This is a genomic window from Streptomyces sp. NPDC091371 (assembly GCF_040684275.1).
GTDB lineage: Bacteria > Actinomycetota > Actinomycetes > Streptomycetales > Streptomycetaceae > Streptomyces.
The window spans coordinates 75667-92058 of sequence record NZ_JBFBFP010000031.1; the positions used below are offsets into that span (position 1 = coordinate 75667).

Here is a 16392-nt window from a genome sequence, read left to right on the forward strand (position 1 = left end):
CCCGGTGTTGATCACCGGATACCCACGCTAGACCGCACCGTCCCGCCCCGGACGGCCAGTTGGGGAACTTCGCGGGGGTGCTTCCCGCTCCCGGTGGAGCGCTCGTACGGCAGCCCGAATGCGCCGGGAGCGCGTACGCCCGCAGGCCGGGGGGAGTGCGCCCGCGGCGGACGCCGCGAGCGTCCGACGGGCCGCCGCCCCACCGAGGAAGCCGCACGCGGCGCCGATCCGGTCGGGCTTCGGGGACCCGAGTCGTCGCGACATCCGGACACCGATGCCATCCAACTCGGCAGCCCCGTAGGGAGATTCACCAGCTATCGCCAAACAAGTGCTATTGCAAGTAAGGTGCAGTAGGCTCCATCGACCGTTACCGACTGCCCAGGACGCGGAGCCCCACCATGCCCCAGCTGATTCCGGACACCGGACCCCAACGCATCCTCGCCGCCTCGAACTTCGTCTACACCGTCGGCAGCGGCCTCTTCCTGACCGCCGGGGTGCTGTACTTCACGCAGTCGGTCCGCCTGCCGGTGGCTCAGGTAGGGGCCGGGCTCGCGATCGCCGGATTGGTTTCGCTGGCCGTGGGCATAGGCGTCGGCCATCTCGCGGACCGGTTCGGGGCCCGCGGTGTCTACGTGGCCACCCTCGTCGTCCAGGCGCTGGCGACGGCGGCCTTCCTCCTGGCGGACGCCTTCTGGCCGTTCGTCTTCGCGGTGTCCGCGGCCACCGGCGCGAAAGCGGCCGGACTGGCCGCTCGCAGCCCGCTCATCAGGCACTACGGCGGTGACCGGCCGCAGGAGTTCCGGGGCTACCTCCGGGCGGTCTCCAACATCGGCATCTCCCTCGGGGCCCTACTGGCGGGCTGGGCCGTCCAGGTGGGCAGCCGGTCCGCCTACGAGACCATGGTCGCCGGCAACGCGGTCCTGTTCGCGGCCTCCGCGGCCGTCATCGGCTTCCTGCCCCCGGTCAGTCCCGCACCCGCCGTCCACGGCCCCCGCTGGATCGCCCTGCGGGACCGCCCCTACCTGCTGATCACCGCCCTCGACGGGATCATGGCCGTCCAGTTCAAGGTGCTCACCGTGGCCATTCCGCTGTGGATCGTCGCGGCCACCACCGCCCCGCCCTGGCTCATCTCGGGCACCATGCTCGCGAACACCCTCATCGTCATCGCGCTCCAGGTCCGGGCGGGCCGCGACGTCGATTCCCCCGCGGCCGGCGCCCGCGCCTACCGCCGGTCGGGCGTGGCCTTCCTCGTCTCCTGCTCGCTGATCTCGCTGTCCGCGGGGATCCCGGCCTGGGCCGCGGCGACACTGCTGGTCGCGGCGGTGGTCATCCACACGGTGGGCGAGCTGTGGCACTCCGCCGCGGGCTTCGAGGTGTCCTTCGCCCTCGCCCCGGAGCACGCGACCGGCCAGTACCTCGGCGTCTTCGGGCTCGGCGCCGGGCTGGCCGAGGCGGTCGGACCGGCCCTCCTCATCTCGCTGTGCATCACCTGGGGCCGCCCCGGGTGGTACGTCGTGGGCGCCCTGTTCGCCCTGGCCGGACTGGCCGCACCCGCGGCCGTCCGCTGGGCGCAGCGCCTCCAGAGCGCCCAGCGGACACCTGCCCGGGCCGGGGAGAAGGCCCCGGTCGCCTGACGTGCGCGCCTACGAACCCACGGCCTCCGCGGCGGCGACGGTGCCCTCACCGGGCCTGGGGTGGGGCGACGACGGTGGCACCGGGTCTGGGAGCGTTGACGGCCCATCGGACGACGGCGGCGGCCACGTGTTCGGTCGGGGTGGCCCCGATGCCGGCGGTGGGGCCGTTGACCAGGTCGGTACGCATCTTCGGCGCCCGGAGCACGAGTGCCGGGAGTCCGTGTACGCGGGCGAAGTCGGTGGTGAGGGCCTCCAGGGCCGCCTTGGCGGCGAGATAGTGGGGCCAGTGCGGAACCGGTTCCGCGACGGCGGTGGAGGAGGCCGCGACGAGCCGGCCGCGGCGTTCGGCCAGGAGCGGACCCGCAACGCTCAGCGGGGCCAGGACCAAGGCCAGGCTGTCGCGGATGAAGTCGAGGTGCGCCGAGGTCGCGTCGGGGTGGAGGGGCAGGCTCCGCAGCGGCGGCGTCGCCAGGAGTGCCAACCCGTCGATTCCGCCGCGGGCGCGCAGTGGCTCGACGGCCCGTCCGAGGGCGTGCGGGTCGGCGGCGTCGCACCGCAGGGGCCTGATCCGGTCCGGTCCGAACTCGCTTACCAGGCCGGTGACATGGCTCTCGCTGCGATGGTACGCGATCCAGGCGGTGGCGCCCTGGGTGGCGAGCGTGCGGCCGGGCGCCATGTGGCGGGCGACGGAGGTGCGGGTGGGCGGCGATACCGGCGGGAGCAGGAAGGCGTCGAGGACCGCGCCCACGCCGGGTGCCCCGTCGGGGCCGTGGCTGCCGTGTACGCGGACCGCCCCGGTTCGGGGGTCGGTCGAAGCGACCCGGAGGCGGCTGACCGGACCGGCGGGTGAGGGCGGCGGTGCCCAGTCGGTGGGACAGCCGGCGCAGAGCCGGGAGACCGGGGTGATACGGCTCCTGCCACGCAAGGCCCGGGAGAGCGGAGAGGGTGTGGCGGAGCGGCGGGCCGGTGGGCAGGCAAGGCGGCTGTCCGTCGCCCCGGGAGGGCGGTATGGCGTCGGGCAGGTACCGGGCCTCGGCGGTCAGTGCGAGGGCTCCCTCGCACCGGACGCTGAACCGTACGGTGGAGGCGTTGTCAGTGAGGTCGGTGCCGAGCTCGGCGCCGAGGTCGGCCGTGGTGTCGAGGGGCACGGGTCGGTGAAAGGTGGCGGTCAGCCGGTCAAGGGCGGCCGAGCATCCTGCCGGCTGAGGCGTCCAGGTGCAGCGGGTTGTGGTCGCCGCTCGCCCCGGCGAAGGCCGCCGCGTCGGCAGAGGCCAGCTTCATCTCCGTAGGGCCGGTGGTTCGGTCAGCGCGCCAGGCTGCCGCCCAGGGCCCGGTGCGCCTGCGCGGCCAGGTCCCCGAGGGTCGTGCGGGTGGTGAGGGCTTCGTCGGGCAGGGTGACCGACAGGCGTGCCTCGATGGCCGTGACCAGGTGGACCTGTGCGAGCGAGTCCCAGGCGGCGATGTCGGCCGGGGTGGTCTGCAGACCCCGCGGGGCCTGTGTGCCCACGGTTTCGGCGAACGCCTGGAGGATGGCGCGGTCGGGCGTGTCGTCCGGATCGGTGGTGTTCATCATGGCCTTACGAGGAGGGTTTCGCGGATGTGCGGGGTGTCGGGCACGGGGCCGGTGGTGAGGTCGAGGACGTAGCGGATGCAGTGGCCGTCCCCGTTCTGCCGGGCTTCCGGCGCGCCGGCCTGGGCGGGCCGGAAGCCCAGCTGCGGGTACAGGTCGGCGGTCATGGCGTTGCGCGGGGTGGGCCGGTGGCTGCCGATGAGCCGGGTGCAGCCGGCTTCGCGTGCCATGCGGGAGGCGATGGCCGGCAGTCGGCGGTCCGTCGGATGACCCGGCAGGAGAGCAGCAGCGAGTCGATCTCGGCCGTCTCGTCGTCGAGCCGCAGGACGAGCAGGCCCACGAGGCCGTGATCGGCGAACCGGTCGCGCAGGCGCAGGGTGAGCAGCCGGTATCCCGGGTCGCGGGAGAGATCGGCCGGCTGGCCGGGCGTGTACCGGCGGGTGGTGAGGGTGAACTGGTTCGTCTTCTGCACGAGTTGTGACAGGCGGGGCAGGTCGTCGGGGGTCGCCGGGGCCACGGTCGCGGACATGTCGAGGGAGTCCAGGAACTCCTCCAGCGTGGCGGCCGGGTCCCGCATGGCCTCGGCGCGGGCGAGTGCCTCGTACGAGGCCGCGCGCCGGCGGTCCGCCGCGTTCGGCGGTGCCGCCGTGAGAGTGGGCCGGTCGGTGAGGGCTCGGACGTACTGGGCCGGATGGGGCGGCAGGGCGATGACGTCGACCTCGGGCAGGGCGGCGAGCACCTCTGCGCATTCGGCGGGGTTGTCGTCCACGAACGCCACGGAGGACAGCCCGAGGCGCAGGTGCGCGGCGATCTGCCGGATCTGCTGCGACTTGGGCCGCCAGTCGGCGACCACGGCCGCGAAATCCTCGCGTCGCAGGCACATGCCGGGCACCCGGGAGAACGCCTCGTCGACGAGTTGGGAGTCGTTCTTGCCGGCCACCGCGAGGCGGCGCAGGGCGAGGAGGTAATCCTGGAAGCGCCGGAAGTACTCCCCCGTCCCGGCCTCGCCGAGCACGACCCCGGTGTGCCCGAGTTCGCCCAGGACACCGCCCCACAGGGTGTTGTCGAGGTCGACGACGATGCAGCGCCGGGTCAGCCCCCAGGTCCGCGGCGAGCACCCCCGCGGTGGCGGCGGCCAGAACGGGCAGTGCCCCGGCGGAGACGGGCATCCGCACCATGGCCCAGGCGCGGGGGTCGAACCAGGAGTCCCGCCCGGTCCTGGCGGCCAGGCGTGCGGAGTCCAGGATGAGGACGTCGTCCCCGGCACGGCGCACGAGTTCGCGGTTGACCTCGGCGGTCAGCCACTCCGGGGCGCCCGGTACGCGGCAGCCGGCGTTGGCGTACGGGTCGTCGTCGGGGGCGGTGAAGGTGTGCTGGAGGACCCTGCTGCCGAGATTGCCCCTGATGTGGTCCCAGCAGGCCGTCCACCGCCGCACCAGGGTGTGGACGGCCTCCTCCGGGTCACCACCGGGCTCGGCCGGGGCCAGGTCGGCCGGTGTGCCGGCGAGTGAGACGTAGTCGGGGCGGGCGGCGCGCAGGGCCGAGGCGGGCGCGAGCAGCTCTTGCTCGACCGATCCGTACGGAACACGGTGCACGGTGAGGTCGATGCCGACGGCGAGCGCGGCCACCGGGAGCAGTTCGGCGTAGAAGTCGGTCGTGGCCGTCGAAAGAAGGGCCAGGCTGACGGGACGGGCTCCCAGCCCGGCCGCGGTGTCCGGTTGGGCGCGCAGCCGGGTCGCCGCGGCCCTCTACAGCACGGGGTCGGTGTCGCCCCGCAGCCTGTTGAGCAGCTCGGGCCAGGACTCCGCCACGTGGCCGGCGGGCCCGTCGGTGTCCGGACGACTCATGGCGTGGCCGGTACGGCGCTGCTGTTCCAGTGCAGTGTGCCTTCGCTCCACACGTAGTTCGTGCCTTCCCATTTCATCGCGGACGCCGCGTCGGGGAAGAAGCCGCTGCCGGAGAGGTTGGCGCTGGTGTTGCACAGCACGGGCAGTCCGGACAGAGCCTCGTACTCGGTCAAGAGCTGGTACATCAGGGGATGTTCGGGGCCGACCGTCTGCAGCCGGGCGCTGTCGTCGGCGTGTACGACGGCGGGAACGCGGTCGCGCCATTCGGGCCGTACCCGGTGCTCGAAGATCATGTACGGGTCCCGCGTTCCGGGCGTGAACACGTCGGCGGCCCGGTCCTCCAGGCAGATGGGGGCCACGGGCCGGTACCACTCCCGGCCCATGATCTCGTTGAGCCTCTCCCGCATGTCCCGTCCGTCGGCGGGGGCGATGATGCTGCGGTGTCCGAGGGCGCGCGGCCCTAGTTCGGCCCGGCCGGACAGGACGACCACGGGCTCGCGGGTGGTGTGGAGCAGACGGGCGAGTTCCTCGACGGTGCAGGGCCGGGACTCCCAGTGCGCGGGGGCGGTGTCGCCTGGTTCCAGGGCGGGGCCGCTGAACACCGACCAGTCCAGGGCGGCCGGTCCCCCATGGCGGACGATCGACGCGGCGGCGGCACCGATGGCCGATCCGGCGTCGTTGGGGAACGGCGGCACCCACACGTCCGGGAAGAGGCCCGAACTCCGCAGCCACGCATTCCACTTGATGGTCAGCGCGCATCCGCCGGCCAGGCACAGCGGGAGCCCCTCCAGGCGGCGACTGCCCAGCTCCTGCTTCAGCCCGGCCTCCATGAGCCGGTAGAGGTGCCGTTCGAAGGAGGCCAGAAGCGTGGCGTCGCTCAGTCCCAGTGGCCGCGTCGTCCTGCTGATCGAGTGCAGGCCGTAAAAGCCACGAGGTGGTCGACTCGGGTGGTGGGCGTCGGCCGTTCGGTCGCCGGGTCGACGCCATCACGTTCGGCGCGCCGGCACGCAGTACGTAGAGGGCCGGGTCGTCACGGTGGACGAAGACGTCCCCAGCGGCGGCGATGTGCAGAGCCTTCGCGAGAGGCACGGTTCCCCTCGAGCGGTGCGGGACGGCCCGCGCACGGACATCCGGCCCCCTGCCGCGATGCTACGAGCACACGATTCCCCGCCCGACTCCGTCGCCCCACCCAGCGTGACGCGGAGACACGGCGGGCGACCACCAGGTGATCGGCGCCGTCACCGCAGGCTCGCGAAATTCTTCCCGCACCCGCAGCGGGTCCGTACCCGCCACGCACCCGGGTGTCCCGGACGCCACGATCACCGATTGGACGCGCCGTCGCGCTCCGCATGATCTCCGGCCGTGCCGGTCGTCGTGCGCGCGATCCGCGTGCGCACGACAACCGGGGACGATCCGTTCGCGGAGGCCGCCGTCACCGCTCGCCGGCGAGGTCCAGGTCCCCGGCCCGGGGCTCGTCCGGTGCGAGTTCCACCGGCTTGGGGCGACGCCACGGGTGAGCGATCGGGCGCGCGATCGGGCGCCACCAGGGTTCCGCGGGCAGCGTTCCGGCAGGCTCGAAGGGTTCGCCGGGGTGCGGGAGCGCGATCGGCTGGTCGGCATCCTCCGCGGCGTCGACCGTCCACTCGCCCGGCTCCGCCCAAGGATGGAGCGAGAGGTTGAAGGTGCCCCAGTGGATCGGGAGCATCACGCCGTGCGGGACGCCGCCCTGGAGGTCGAGGTGGGCGCGCAGGCCCTCCTCCGGAGTCATGTGGATGTCGGGCCAGTACTCCGAGTACGCGCCGATCTGGATCATCGTGGCGTCGAAGGGGCCGTGCTCGGCGCCGATCTCCTTGAAGCCGGGGAAGTAGCCCGTGTCCCCGCTGTGGTAGATCCGGTGCTCGTCGCCCGTGACGACCCAGGACGCCCACAGGGTGTGCTGCTGGTTGCGCAGGCCGCGGCCGCAGAAGTGGCGGGCGGGGGTCGCGGTCAGGGACAGGCCCGCGATCTTGGTGGTCTCGTTCCAGTCCAGCTCGCGCAGCCGGTCGGCCGGGACGCCCCAGTGCTCCAGGTGCGCGCCGACGCCCAGCGGGACCGCGAAGACCGTGTCCGTGCCGGCCAGAGCCTTGATCGTCGGCAGGTCGAGGTGGTCGTAGTGGTCGTGCGAGATGACCACCACGTCCACCTCGCCCAGGGAGGCCAGCGGGACGGGCACCGGGTGCAGCCGCTTGGGCCCGGCGAACGGGAAGGGCGAGCAGCGCTCTCCCCAGACCGGGTCGAACAGCACCCGGCGCCCGTCGATCTCCGCGAGCACGCTGGAGTGGCCCATCCAGGTCAGGCGCAGCCCGCTCGCCGGCGGCTTCGCCAGCTCCGCGAGCGTGGTCGGGTAGACCGGGATCGGCGAGGCGGGAGCGCGCCGGATCCGCTGTTCCCGGTGGAAGTAGATCTTGGCGAACTCCGCCATCGAGCCGGAGGGCCTGTTCCGGGCCCCGACCGGGTTCTGGAAGACGCCGTCGGCGAAGTTCGGCGAGCGGCGGATGCGCTCCAGCCGGGCGCCGGAGGGGTCCGCGCCGAAGGCTTCGGGCCGCAGGGCGCGCAGCCGCGGACGCAAGGGACGGGAGCCGGTCAAGGCGCCTCCAGGGACGGTGCGGTCAGGATGTTCGTCGGTCTACGACCTTCCCAACGCACACCGGCCCCGAAGGATTCCGCGTCCCCCGTGCGTGTCGTCCCGTGCCGCCTACAGCGGCAGCAGGTCCGGCCGCTTCGCCTCGACGTGGTCCCCGGAGGACTCCCCGCGCAGCCGGCGGCCGATCCAGGGCGCCAGGTGCTCGCGCGCCCACTGGATGTTGTCCCGGGTCACGTCGACCGAGCCGCGCGGTCGCTCCGGCGGCCATGGCTGGTCGGGGTCGGCCGGCACGTCCAGCCCGAGCACCTGCGCGGCGCGCAGCGCGACCCGGGTGTGCCCCTCGGGCGAGAGGTGCAGCCGGTCGGTGTCCCACGCCCTGCGGTCCTGTACGGACTTGAGGGACCAGAGGTCCAGCACCGGGCAGTCGTAGCGGTCGGCGATGGCGCGGACGTGCACGCTGTACGTCGCCACCTTGCCCCGCAGGTGCTTGAGGACGGGTACGCCCCGGGTGTCGAAGCCGGTGGTGATCACCACCCGGCCGACGGCCTGCGTGAGGTCGGCGACGGCCGCCTCGAACCGCTGCGCCACGTCGTCCGGGTCGGTGCCGGGGCGGATGATGTCGTTGCCGCCCGCGCAGAAGGTCACGAGGTCCGGAGCGAGCGCCTTGGCCCGCGGGACCTGCTCGGCCACGATCTGGTCGAGGAGTTTGCCGCGCACGGCCAGGTTCGCGTACCGGAATTCGCCTTCCGGGTGCTCGTCGGCCAGGAGCACGGCGAGCCGGTCCGCCCAGCCGAGATAAGTGTCCCCGGGTCCCGGGTCCCCCACGCCCTCGGTGAAGCTGTCCCCGATCGCCGCGTACGAGCCGATGGTCTTGGGTTTCGTCGTCGTCGCTGCCACGGGACAACATCCTTCACTCCCGTAACCAACCTACGCCAACGTAATGAGGGGTTGACGGGCCGTGATCTTTACCACCCGGGGGATAAGGAATACGTACACGTGAGGCCGGGACCCCCCTCGGGTCCCGGCCTCGCGCGTGTCGGTGCTCCGGCGGCGGCTGCCGTCAGATGCTGACGCCCTTCGAGCGGAGGTAGCTCAGCGGGTCGATGTCGGAGCCGTAGGACGGGCCCGTGCGGATCTCGAAGTGGAGGTGCGGGCCGGTCGAGTTGCCGGTGGAACCGGAGAGGCCGATGGTCTGGCCGCCGGTGACGCTCTGGCCGGAGGAGACGGACAGCGAGGAGAGGTGGGCGTACTGCGAGTAGGTGCCGTCCGCGTGCCGGATGACGACCTCGTTGCCGTACGAGCCGGCCCAGCCCGCGGAGACGACGGTGCCCGCGCCGACCGACCTGACGGTGGTGCCGGAGCTCGCGATGAAGTCGACACCGGTGTGGTAGCCGGAGGACCACATGCTGCCCGCGACCTTGTAGGCGGTGGAGACGCCGCTGCCGGCGAGCGGGGCCACGAAGCCGGAGGCCGCCTGCTTGGCGGCCGGGGCCTCGGCCGCGGACTCCTGCCGGGCCGGCGGGGCCTGCTCGGCGGCCTTCGGAGCCGTCTTGGGAGCGGCCTTCGGAGCGGACTTCGCAGCGGCCTTCGGGGCCTTCTCGGGGGCCGGGGCGGATTCGGCCGGGGCCGCCTCGCCCGCACCGCCGAGGGTGAGCTTCAGGCCCGGGTGGATCAGCGACGGGTTGCTGCCGACGGCCTCGCGGTTGTCGGCGTAGAGCTGCTCCCAGCCGCCGGCCAGGTGGCGCTCGGCGGCGATCTTCGAGAGGTAGTCGCCCGGCACGACCGTGTAGACGGTCGGCGCGGCGGCCGCCGTGCCCTGGAGCGCGACCGGAGCCTGCGGGGCCGCCGCGGGGGCCACGGTGGTCGCGGCGTTCGCGGCGGTCGTCGTCGCGGCCGCAGCGGCCGGAGCGCCGGCCGCGTGGGCACCCGCGGCGCCCAGCAGCGGCAGCGCGAGGGCCGCACCACCGGTGCCGGCGACGGCGAAACCGCGCGATATCGAAAGGGACTTGGGGCGGCGGTGCTTACCCTTTGCAGGCATGGCGAATTCCTCTCCGGCGCCTGCGAGGTGAGCTGTCGGGTTCGGACTGGAGATGTCCGGCCGCACATGAACGGAACATGTACGGCTTCACCCCAAGCCGTCTCGGTCAAAGATCCGGGACGGCGGCTTACCTGGTTCCCCCGCTCCTGCCGCGCGTCATTGGTCGGGTGCGGTTTCCGGGTAGCGGCAGGATTCGGCGATCCACCCGGATCGATCGCGAACGTAATCCCAAAGGGCCGCGCCGAACAAGCCGCGAATTTCCTGACGGAATCACAGGACCGGGAAACCGGGGGAATTCCGGTCACCCTCCGTCCATTCCCGCCCGCCAACAACCGCTCCGACGCGGGCATTCGGCTTTCGCGATCAGGCACTCACGGTCACCGTATGATCTGGCTCACGGGGACGCGCCCGATCTCGCCTCCGCTTATGGCAAGTTGTCGCCAAGTAGTGCAATTCGGACAGAGCACCCACAACCAGCATCGTGAAGCGGAGGAGTTCCCTTGACCCAGCAGATACAGGAGCCGGAGTTGTCCGGAGTGCGCAATTTCCGCGATGTGGGCGGAATGCCGACTTCTGACGGACGAAGGGTCAGGACGGGACGACTGTTCCGAAGCGGACATCTGGCGCATGCCACTGAAACCGATACAGAGTTCCTCGGTTCGCTCGGCCTCCACACCGTCTTCGACTTCCGCAACGGCGCCGACCACGCGCTGGAGGGCCCGGACGTGGAACTGCCCGGCGTGCGCAACGTCAACATCCCGCTCTCGGATCCGGCCGACGGCCGCGAGTTCTGGAAGATGGTCCGCGACGGCGACCTCGACCAGCTCCGCTCGGTCCTGGGCGACGGGAAGGCCGCGGCCCGGATGGCGAACTCCTACCGCGGAATGATCAAGAACCGCACCGCCGAGCACAGCCGCGTCCTGCACGCCCTCGCCGAGGACAGCGTCCCGGCCCTGATGCACTGCGCGGCCGGGAAGGACCGGGCCGGCCTGTCGATCGCCGTCACGCTGCTCGCGCTGCGCGTCGAGCGCGAGGCGATCGTCGCGGACTACCTGGAGTCGAACGCCCCGCACCGCCGCTACCGCGTCCGCCGCAGCGACGAGTCCGCCGAGGCCCGCTCCCCCGAAGTGATGGAGCTGCTCGCCCCGCTCTTCGACGCCCGCGCCGAGTACCTGCTCGCGGCCTTCGACACCATCGACGAGATCTGGGGCGGCGTGGACGCGTACCTCTCGCAGGGCCTCGGACTCGCGCCCGAGACCCAGGACCGCCTCCGCGAGCGCCTGCTCGACTGACGTCCGGCGGCCGGAGGGGGGCGCGCCCGACGCGCTCCCCTCCCCCGCCGGTCAGCGGTTGCCGACCGCCTGCTTCACCAGGGTCCGGCCGAACTCCCACATCAGCCCCGACCCGCCGTGCGCCTCGTCCATGACCTCGCGGAAGGCACCGACGAACCGGTCGACGTCCCGCTCGTCCACGATCAGCGGCGGGATCAGCTTGATCACTTCGAGGTGGTCCCCGGAGACCTGGGTGAGGATCCGGTGCTTCTGCAGCAGCGGCACCACGACCATCTGCGCGAAGAGCCCCTTGCGGGCCGCCTGGAGCATCGTCCAGCGGCTGCGCAGCCCGAGCGAGGACGGCCGGCCGAACTCGATGCCGATCATCAGCCCGCGCCCCCGGACCTCGTGGAGCAGTTCGTACTCGTCCACGAGCGCGGCCAGCCGCCCGCGCAGCAGGTCGCCCATGGCCCGGGCATGGGCGACGACCTCCTCGTCCTCCATCACCGAGAGCACCGCCAGCCCGGCGGCCATCGCCTGCGCGTTGGAGCCGAAGCTCGCGGAGTGCACGAGCACCCGGTCCATCGAGGAGTAGACCTTCTTGAAGATCCAGTCCTTGCCGAGGGTCGCGCCGACCGGCACGTAGCCGCCCGACAGCGCCTTGGCCACGCACACCAGGTCCGGCTCCACGCCCGGCTCATGCTGGTACGCGTAGAAGTCACCGGTACGCCCCAGCCCGGTCTGCACCTCGTCCGCGATCAGCAGCGCCTTGTGCCGGTGGAGCAGCTCCTGAGCGGCGAGCAGGAAGCCGGGCGGGGCGGCGTGGACCCCCTTGCCCTGGATCGGTTCGACGACGAAGGCGGCCACGTCCCCCTTGCGCAGCTCCCGCTCCAGGGCGGCCAGGTCCCCTAGCGCGATGCCCGTGTCGGGGAGCAGCGGCGCGAAGCCGTCCCGGAAGCCGCTCTCCCCGTTGACCGAGAGCGAGCCCGTGGTCAGCCCGTGGAAGGCGTGGTCGCAGTACAGGATCCTGGGGCGCCCGGTGGCGTACCGGGCGAACTTCAGGGCCGTCTCCACCGCCTCGGTGCCGCTGTTGCCGAAGAAGACCCGGTCCAGGTGGGGGCTGTACGAGAGCAGCTTCTCGGCCAGCAGCCCGGGCAGCGGCTGGCAGTCGAAGCGGGTCAGGTCGGCGAGCTGGGCGTCGAGGACGTCGTGCAGGGCGCGGCGGACGACGGGGTGGTGGCGGCCCAGGCCCATCACCCCGAAGCCGGCCAGCATGTCGAGGTAGTCGTTGCCCTCGGCGTCCCAGAAGTGGGCGCCCTCGGCCCTCTCGTAGACCTTGTCGAAGCCGATGGTGTGCAGCATGCGGGGCAGCTGGTGGTTGAGGTGCTTGGCGTGCAGCTCGTAGCGCTCCGAACCCCGCGCCGCCAGCAGGGCTCCTAGGTCGAAGCCCTTCCCCCCTCGCGACCGCGCCGTCATGCCGACTTGTCCCGGTTGCCGCTCACCGTCTCGCGGGCCGCCCGGAGGGATTCCTTGAGCGATCCCATGGTGGCGAGGACGGCGGTGGGCTCGTAGCCGCAGTGCGCCATGCAGTTGGCGCAGCGCGGGTCCTTGCCGCGGCCGTACTTGCTCCAGTCGGTGTCCTCGATCAGTTCGCGGTAGGTGGGCACGTAGCCGTCGCTCATCAGATAGCAGGGGCGCTGCCAGCCGAAGAGGGAGTAATTCGGAATGGCCCAGGCCGTGCAGGGGAAATCGGCCTTTCCTTCCAGGAAGTCCAGGAAGAGCGGGGAGTGGTTGAGCCGCCAGCGCCTGCGGTTGCCGCCCGCGAAGGCCTTCTTGAAGAGTTCGCGGGTCTGTTCCACGCCCAGGAAGTGCTCCTGGTCGGGGGCCTTTTCGTAGGCGTAGGCGGGCGAGATCATCATCTCGTCCACCTTCAGGTCGTCATTGAGGTAGTTGAGCACCTCGATGATCGTCTGCGGGGTGTCGGTGTTGAAGAAGGTGGAGTTGGTGGTGACCCGGAAACCACGCCTCTTCGCCTCCTTGATGGCGGCGACCGCCTCGTCGAAGACCCCTTCCTTGGCCACCGATTCGTCGTGGCGTTCGCGCAGGCCGTCGATGTGCACGGCGAAGGCGAAATAGGGCGACGGAGTGAACTTCTCGATCTTCTTGCGCAGCAGCATCGCGTTCGTGCAGAGGAAGACGTACTTCCGCTTCGCTACCAACTGTCGGACGATCTCGTGGATCTGCGGGTGCATCAAGGGCTCGCCGCCCGCGATGGACACCATGGGCGCCCCGGACTCCAGCACGGCCCCGACCGCCTGGGCGACCGGCATGCGCTGCTTGAGCACCCCGGCCGGGTGCTGGATCTTCCCGCACCCCTCGCAGGCCAGGTTGCAGGCGTAGAGCGGTTCCAGCTCGACGATCAGCGGGAACTTCTCACGCTTGCGGAGCTTCTGTTCGAGAAGATAGGTCCCGACCCTGATGGACTGTCGCAGTGGCATGGCCATCTGGCTCACCTCCTGGGGAGCAGCAAAGAACGGTGCCAGTCATAGAACGCGGGCAGCACGGCACGGAGAACGCGGAAGGCCGATATTCCACCGCGAACCGTGCCGATACGGACGAGCTCATGCTCCGGAGCGTCCACGATCACCCTGACGGCCGCAACCGGACGCCCTCCTCCTGGCGGGGAGCGGTCGCCGCGGGTCGCGGTCCACAGGGTGGACGCCGACTCCATGTCGACCGCGATGGCGCCGGTGGCGCGCAGCTGCGCGCGCTCCTGGCCGCGGACGACGTGGTCTGATCCGGTCAGTGCGCCGGTGTGCACGGTCCGGCCTGGGGCGGCCCGGGCCAGTGCCTCGGCGAGCAGGGCGGTACCCGTGCAGGCGACGACCCCCTGCGAGTCCCGGGTCTCCTCGGCGACGACCAGGTCGCCGGGGTGCATGCCGGGGACCAGCCCGGCGCAGAACCCGGTCGCGAGGACGGCCGCCCGCTCCATCCCCGGTCTCTCGAGGGTCCGGCCGACGGCCCGCTCGGCGGCGCGCGGGCCCATGCCGGTGCGCAGGAGTTCGTACGCCTGCGGAGCGCCGCGGCCCGCGCTGCGCAGTGCGGCCTGCTCGATGCGCAGGGCGCAGGCGACCAGCAGCGGGTCCGGGTTCTCGGCCCGGTCCGCTCCGGCGGCGGACATCAGGGTTCTCCGACGGCGGTGAACGGTTCTCCGTGCAGGTAGCGGCCCAGTGCGGTGAGCGGGAAGACCTGCCGGTACAGGTGGTAGTTGATGGAGAAGTCCCACGGGAAACCAGTGCCCGTGAAATGCGGCTCGTCCCAGGAACCGTCCTCCCGCTGCGTCCGTACGAGGTAGTCGACGCCCCGCTCCACGGCCTTGCCGTCGCGTTCGCCGGCCGACAGCAGGGCCATCAGCGCCCACGCGGTCTGCGAGGCGGTGGAGGCGCCCTTCCCGACCCAGGAGCGGTCCTTGTAGGAGCGCTGGTCCTCACCCCAACCGCCGTCCTCGTTCTGTACGGATTCCAGCCAGCCCACTGCCCGCCGGACGGCGGGATGCGAAGGAGCGATGCCGGCCGCGGTGAGGGCGGGGACCACCGAGCCGGTGCCGTACACGTGGTTGGTGCCCCAGCGGCCGAACCAGCTGCCTTCCGGCTCCTGTTCGGCGAGCAGCCAGGCGATGCCGCGCCGGGTGCGGGCATCGCCCGCCTTGCCCTCGAAGGCCAGCATCTCCACGACGTGCGCGGTCACGTCGGCCGACGGCGGGTCGATGACCTCGCCGAAGTCGCAGAAGGGCAGCCGGTTCGGGAAGGGGCTGGTGTTGTCGGCGTCGAAGGCGGCCCAGGCGCCGTTCTTGGACTGCATGCCGAGGTTCCAGGAGACGCCGCGGGCGATGGCGGCCTCGACCCGGGCCGGGTCCGGGTGCTTGATCCGGCGCAGCGCGAGGACGACCTCGGCGGTGTCGTCGATGTCGGGGTAGGTGTCGTTGTGGAACTCGAACGCCCAGCCCCCGGGGGCCAGTCCGGGCCTGCGCACGGCCCAGTCTCCGCTGCGGACGATCTCCTCGCCGAGCATCCAGTCCGCGGCCTTCACCAGCGCCGGGTGGTCGGGGCGCAGGCCGGCGTCGGCCAGCGCGATCGCGGCGAGGCAGGTGTCCCAGACCGGGGACTGGCAGGCCTCGATCATCCGGGCGCCGTCCTCGCGCCACACCGCGAAGCGGTCCAGGGAATCCAGTCCGGCGCGCATCACCGGGTGGCCGAGGTCGTAGCCGAGCAGGTGCAGGGCGATGACCGAGTACACGGCCGGGGGCTGGATGCCGCCCCAGCAGCCGTCGTTCTCCTGGCGCTCGATGATCCAGCGGGCGGCGGTGGACATGGCCGCCTTGCGCAGCCGGCGGGGGGCGAACCGCCGGTAGACGTGCAGGGCCTTGTCCATCCGCTGGAAGGCGCCGTCCCAGCTCCTGGCCGGGGCGAGCGGTTTCGCCGGGTACGGGTCGCGGGCGTCGGTGTGCAGCTCGTCCAGCGCGAAGGGGGCCGGGCGGACGGGGCGCATCGCGGAGACCACGGTGAGCGGCACGATGGTCTGGCGGGCCCAGCAGCCGAAGTCGTAGATGTTCAGGGGCACCCAGGACGGCAGGAACACCAGCTCGGGCGGGAGTTCGGGCAGGTGGTCCCAGCTCCACCAGCCGAACAGGGCGAGCCAGATGCGGGTGAAGACGCGGGCGGCGGCGATCCCGCCGTGGGCCCGGATCCAGGCCGAGGCCCGGGCCATGTGCGGGGCGTCGGGGGCGTCGCCCGCGAGGCGGAGGGCGACGTACGCCTCGATGGTGGCGGAGAGTTCGGACGGCCCGTCGTGGAAGGTTGCCCAGGTGCCGTCCGCGCGCTGCTCGCCGCGGATGAAGAGGGCGGCGGCGTGCGTGGTGGCCGCGCCGCGGATCCCGAGGAACTCCCGCAGCAGGAGGTCCTCTGCGTCCATGGTGACGTTGGTCTCCAGGTCGCCCTTCCACCATCCGGCGGGGTCCTGCCGCTCCAGCAGCTGCCGCGTCGCCCGCGCGACGGCCGTGCGCGCTGCGCGCATGCTCCCGTCCAACGCCTCGGCCCCCTCCCCGGTGGCCGGGCGGGACTGCGCGGTGGGCCGCCCCGGACCGGCCCCGCCAGGCAAGCCGTACTCGGCCCGTGGGCCGCTCCCGCCGGGCCCGGCCGGGCCGCCCGGGGGGCCCGCCGGGCCGTGTTCCGGGGCGCCCGGAGTGGTGTCGCTGCCAGCGCCAGCGCTCTCCGCGCTGCCGTCGGTCGTCGCTGTCATGGCTTCCCCTTCGTGCAGTCGGTCCTCTGCTGTGCTGGGGCCCCCAGATCCGCTGCTCGCCCGCCATCATGCCGTCGGCGTGCGTGGCGGGTTCCTGGTCGTCGGTCTGGA

At 72.2% G+C, this 16392-nt stretch carries 15 protein-coding genes, 1 pseudogene and 1 riboswitch; of the genes and pseudogenes, 2 read left to right on the plus strand and 14 right to left on the minus strand.

The features are described 5' to 3' along the window. The first annotated feature begins 398 nt into the window (after positions 1-398). Positions 399-1634: an MFS transporter gene (locus tag AB0O21_RS27815; protein WP_365175364.1), complete on the plus strand. Its 1236-nt coding sequence runs from the start codon at positions 399-401 to the stop codon at positions 1632-1634. A gap of 46 nt (positions 1635-1680) precedes the next feature. Here AB0O21_RS27815 and AB0O21_RS27820 read toward each other — a convergent pair whose 3' ends face one another. From AB0O21_RS27820 to AB0O21_RS27865, 10 genes and pseudogenes are all read right to left on the minus strand, one after another. Beyond that, a complete protein-coding gene (locus AB0O21_RS27820) occupies positions 1681-2382 on the minus strand; it encodes an SDR family oxidoreductase (RefSeq protein WP_365175365.1) in 702 nt (233 codons plus the stop codon). Positions 2383-2810: 428 nt separating this feature from the next. Continuing rightward, a complete protein-coding gene (locus tag AB0O21_RS27825; protein WP_365175366.1) occupies positions 2811-2915 on the minus strand; it encodes a MaoC/PaaZ C-terminal domain-containing protein in 105 nt (34 codons plus the stop codon). A 22-nt stretch (positions 2916-2937) separates the two neighbouring features. Then, positions 2938-3207 carry an acyl carrier protein gene (locus AB0O21_RS27830; RefSeq protein ID WP_365175368.1) on the minus strand — a complete coding sequence of 90 codons (270 nt, stop codon included), beginning with the start codon at positions 3205-3207 and terminating at the stop codon, positions 2938-2940. Then, positions 3204-3371, minus strand: coding sequence for a hypothetical protein (locus AB0O21_RS27835; protein WP_365175370.1), 168 nt, complete (start codon positions 3369-3371; stop codon positions 3204-3206). The genes AB0O21_RS27830 and AB0O21_RS27835 overlap by 4 nt, the downstream gene beginning before the upstream one ends. Next, entirely contained in the window at positions 3368-4300 is a 933-nt protein-coding gene (locus tag AB0O21_RS27840) for an HAD-IIIC family phosphatase (protein ID WP_365175390.1), read from the minus strand. The genes AB0O21_RS27835 and AB0O21_RS27840 overlap by 4 nt, the downstream gene beginning before the upstream one ends. A 28-nt stretch (positions 4301-4328) precedes the next feature. Next, positions 4329-4934: pseudogene (locus AB0O21_RS27845) on the minus strand (hypothetical protein); the annotation flags it as partial. A gap of 113 nt (positions 4935-5047) precedes the next feature. Then, positions 5048-5968, minus strand: coding sequence for a carbamoyltransferase C-terminal domain-containing protein (locus AB0O21_RS27850; RefSeq protein ID WP_365175392.1), 921 nt, complete (start codon positions 5966-5968; stop codon positions 5048-5050). 515 nt (positions 5969-6483) lie between these two features. Continuing rightward, the gene (locus AB0O21_RS27855) at positions 6484-7677 is read right to left on the minus strand and encodes an MBL fold metallo-hydrolase (protein WP_365175372.1); all 1194 of its coding nucleotides are present in this window, start codon (positions 7675-7677) and stop codon (positions 6484-6486) included. 108 nt (positions 7678-7785) lie between these two features. Then, positions 7786-8571: an SGNH/GDSL hydrolase family protein gene (locus AB0O21_RS27860; protein ID WP_365175374.1), complete on the minus strand. Its 786-nt coding sequence runs from the start codon at positions 8569-8571 to the stop codon at positions 7786-7788. A gap of 163 nt (positions 8572-8734) precedes the next feature. After that, positions 8735-9712, minus strand: coding sequence for a LysM peptidoglycan-binding domain-containing M23 family metallopeptidase (locus AB0O21_RS27865; protein WP_365175376.1), 978 nt, complete (start codon positions 9710-9712; stop codon positions 8735-8737). 4 nt (positions 9713-9716) lie between these two features. Continuing rightward, a riboswitch (cyclic di-AMP (ydaO/yuaA leader) is annotated at positions 9717-9921 on the minus strand. Between the two features lie 291 nt (positions 9922-10212). Between AB0O21_RS27865 and AB0O21_RS27870 the strand changes: the two genes are divergently transcribed. Then, complete coding sequence (locus tag AB0O21_RS27870; protein WP_365175378.1) at positions 10213-11004, plus strand: tyrosine-protein phosphatase; 792 nt, start codon at positions 10213-10215, stop codon at positions 11002-11004. A gap of 51 nt (positions 11005-11055) precedes the next feature. Here AB0O21_RS27870 and AB0O21_RS27875 read toward each other — a convergent pair whose 3' ends face one another. The 4 genes from AB0O21_RS27875 to shc are packed head-to-tail and all read right to left on the minus strand — an operon-like array spanning position 11056 to position 16140. Further along, the gene (locus tag AB0O21_RS27875; RefSeq protein ID WP_365175380.1) at positions 11056-12459 is read right to left on the minus strand and encodes an aspartate aminotransferase family protein; all 1404 of its coding nucleotides are present in this window, start codon (positions 12457-12459) and stop codon (positions 11056-11058) included. Then, positions 12456-13487 carry an adenosyl-hopene transferase HpnH gene (hpnH, locus tag AB0O21_RS27880; protein ID WP_365175382.1) on the minus strand — a complete coding sequence of 344 codons (1032 nt, stop codon included), beginning with the start codon at positions 13485-13487 and terminating at the stop codon, positions 12456-12458. Before hpnH ends, AB0O21_RS27875 begins: the two co-directional genes overlap by 4 nt. Positions 13488-13492: 5 nt before the next feature. Continuing rightward, the gene (locus tag AB0O21_RS27885; RefSeq protein ID WP_365175384.1) at positions 13493-14164 is read right to left on the minus strand and encodes a 1-hydroxy-2-methyl-2-butenyl 4-diphosphate reductase; all 672 of its coding nucleotides are present in this window, start codon (positions 14162-14164) and stop codon (positions 13493-13495) included. Then, positions 14164-16140 (minus strand): squalene--hopene cyclase, encoded by a 1977-nt coding sequence (shc, locus tag AB0O21_RS27890; protein ID WP_365175394.1) that lies wholly within the window; start codon positions 16138-16140, stop codon positions 14164-14166. Before shc ends, AB0O21_RS27885 begins: the two co-directional genes overlap by 1 nt. Positions 16141-16392 lie beyond the last annotated feature (252 nt).

Excerpts from the sequence above, each read along its gene's own strand:
- AB0O21_RS27875 (WP_365175380.1), bottom strand. The coding sequence starts at position 12,459 with ATGACGGCGCGGTCGCGAGGGGGGAAGGGCTTCGACCTAGGAGCCCTG.
- hpnH (WP_365175382.1), bottom strand. The coding sequence starts at position 13,487 with ATGGCCATGCCACTGCGACAGTCCATCAGGGTCGGGACCTATCTTCTC.
- AB0O21_RS27825 (WP_365175366.1), bottom strand. The coding sequence starts at position 2,915 with ATGAAGCTGGCCTCTGCCGACGCGGCGGCCTTCGCCGGGGCGAGCGGC.
- AB0O21_RS27835 (WP_365175370.1), bottom strand. The coding sequence starts at position 3,371 with ATGACCGCCGACCTGTACCCGCAGCTGGGCTTCCGGCCCGCCCAGGCC.
- AB0O21_RS27885 (WP_365175384.1), bottom strand. The coding sequence starts at position 14,164 with ATGTCCGCCGCCGGAGCGGACCGGGCCGAGAACCCGGACCCGCTGCTG.
- AB0O21_RS27865 (WP_365175376.1), bottom strand. The coding sequence starts at position 9,712 with ATGCCTGCAAAGGGTAAGCACCGCCGCCCCAAGTCCCTTTCGATATCG.
- AB0O21_RS27815 (WP_365175364.1), top strand. The coding sequence starts at position 399 with ATGCCCCAGCTGATTCCGGACACCGGACCCCAACGCATCCTCGCCGCC.
- AB0O21_RS27830 (WP_365175368.1), bottom strand. The coding sequence starts at position 3,207 with ATGATGAACACCACCGATCCGGACGACACGCCCGACCGCGCCATCCTC.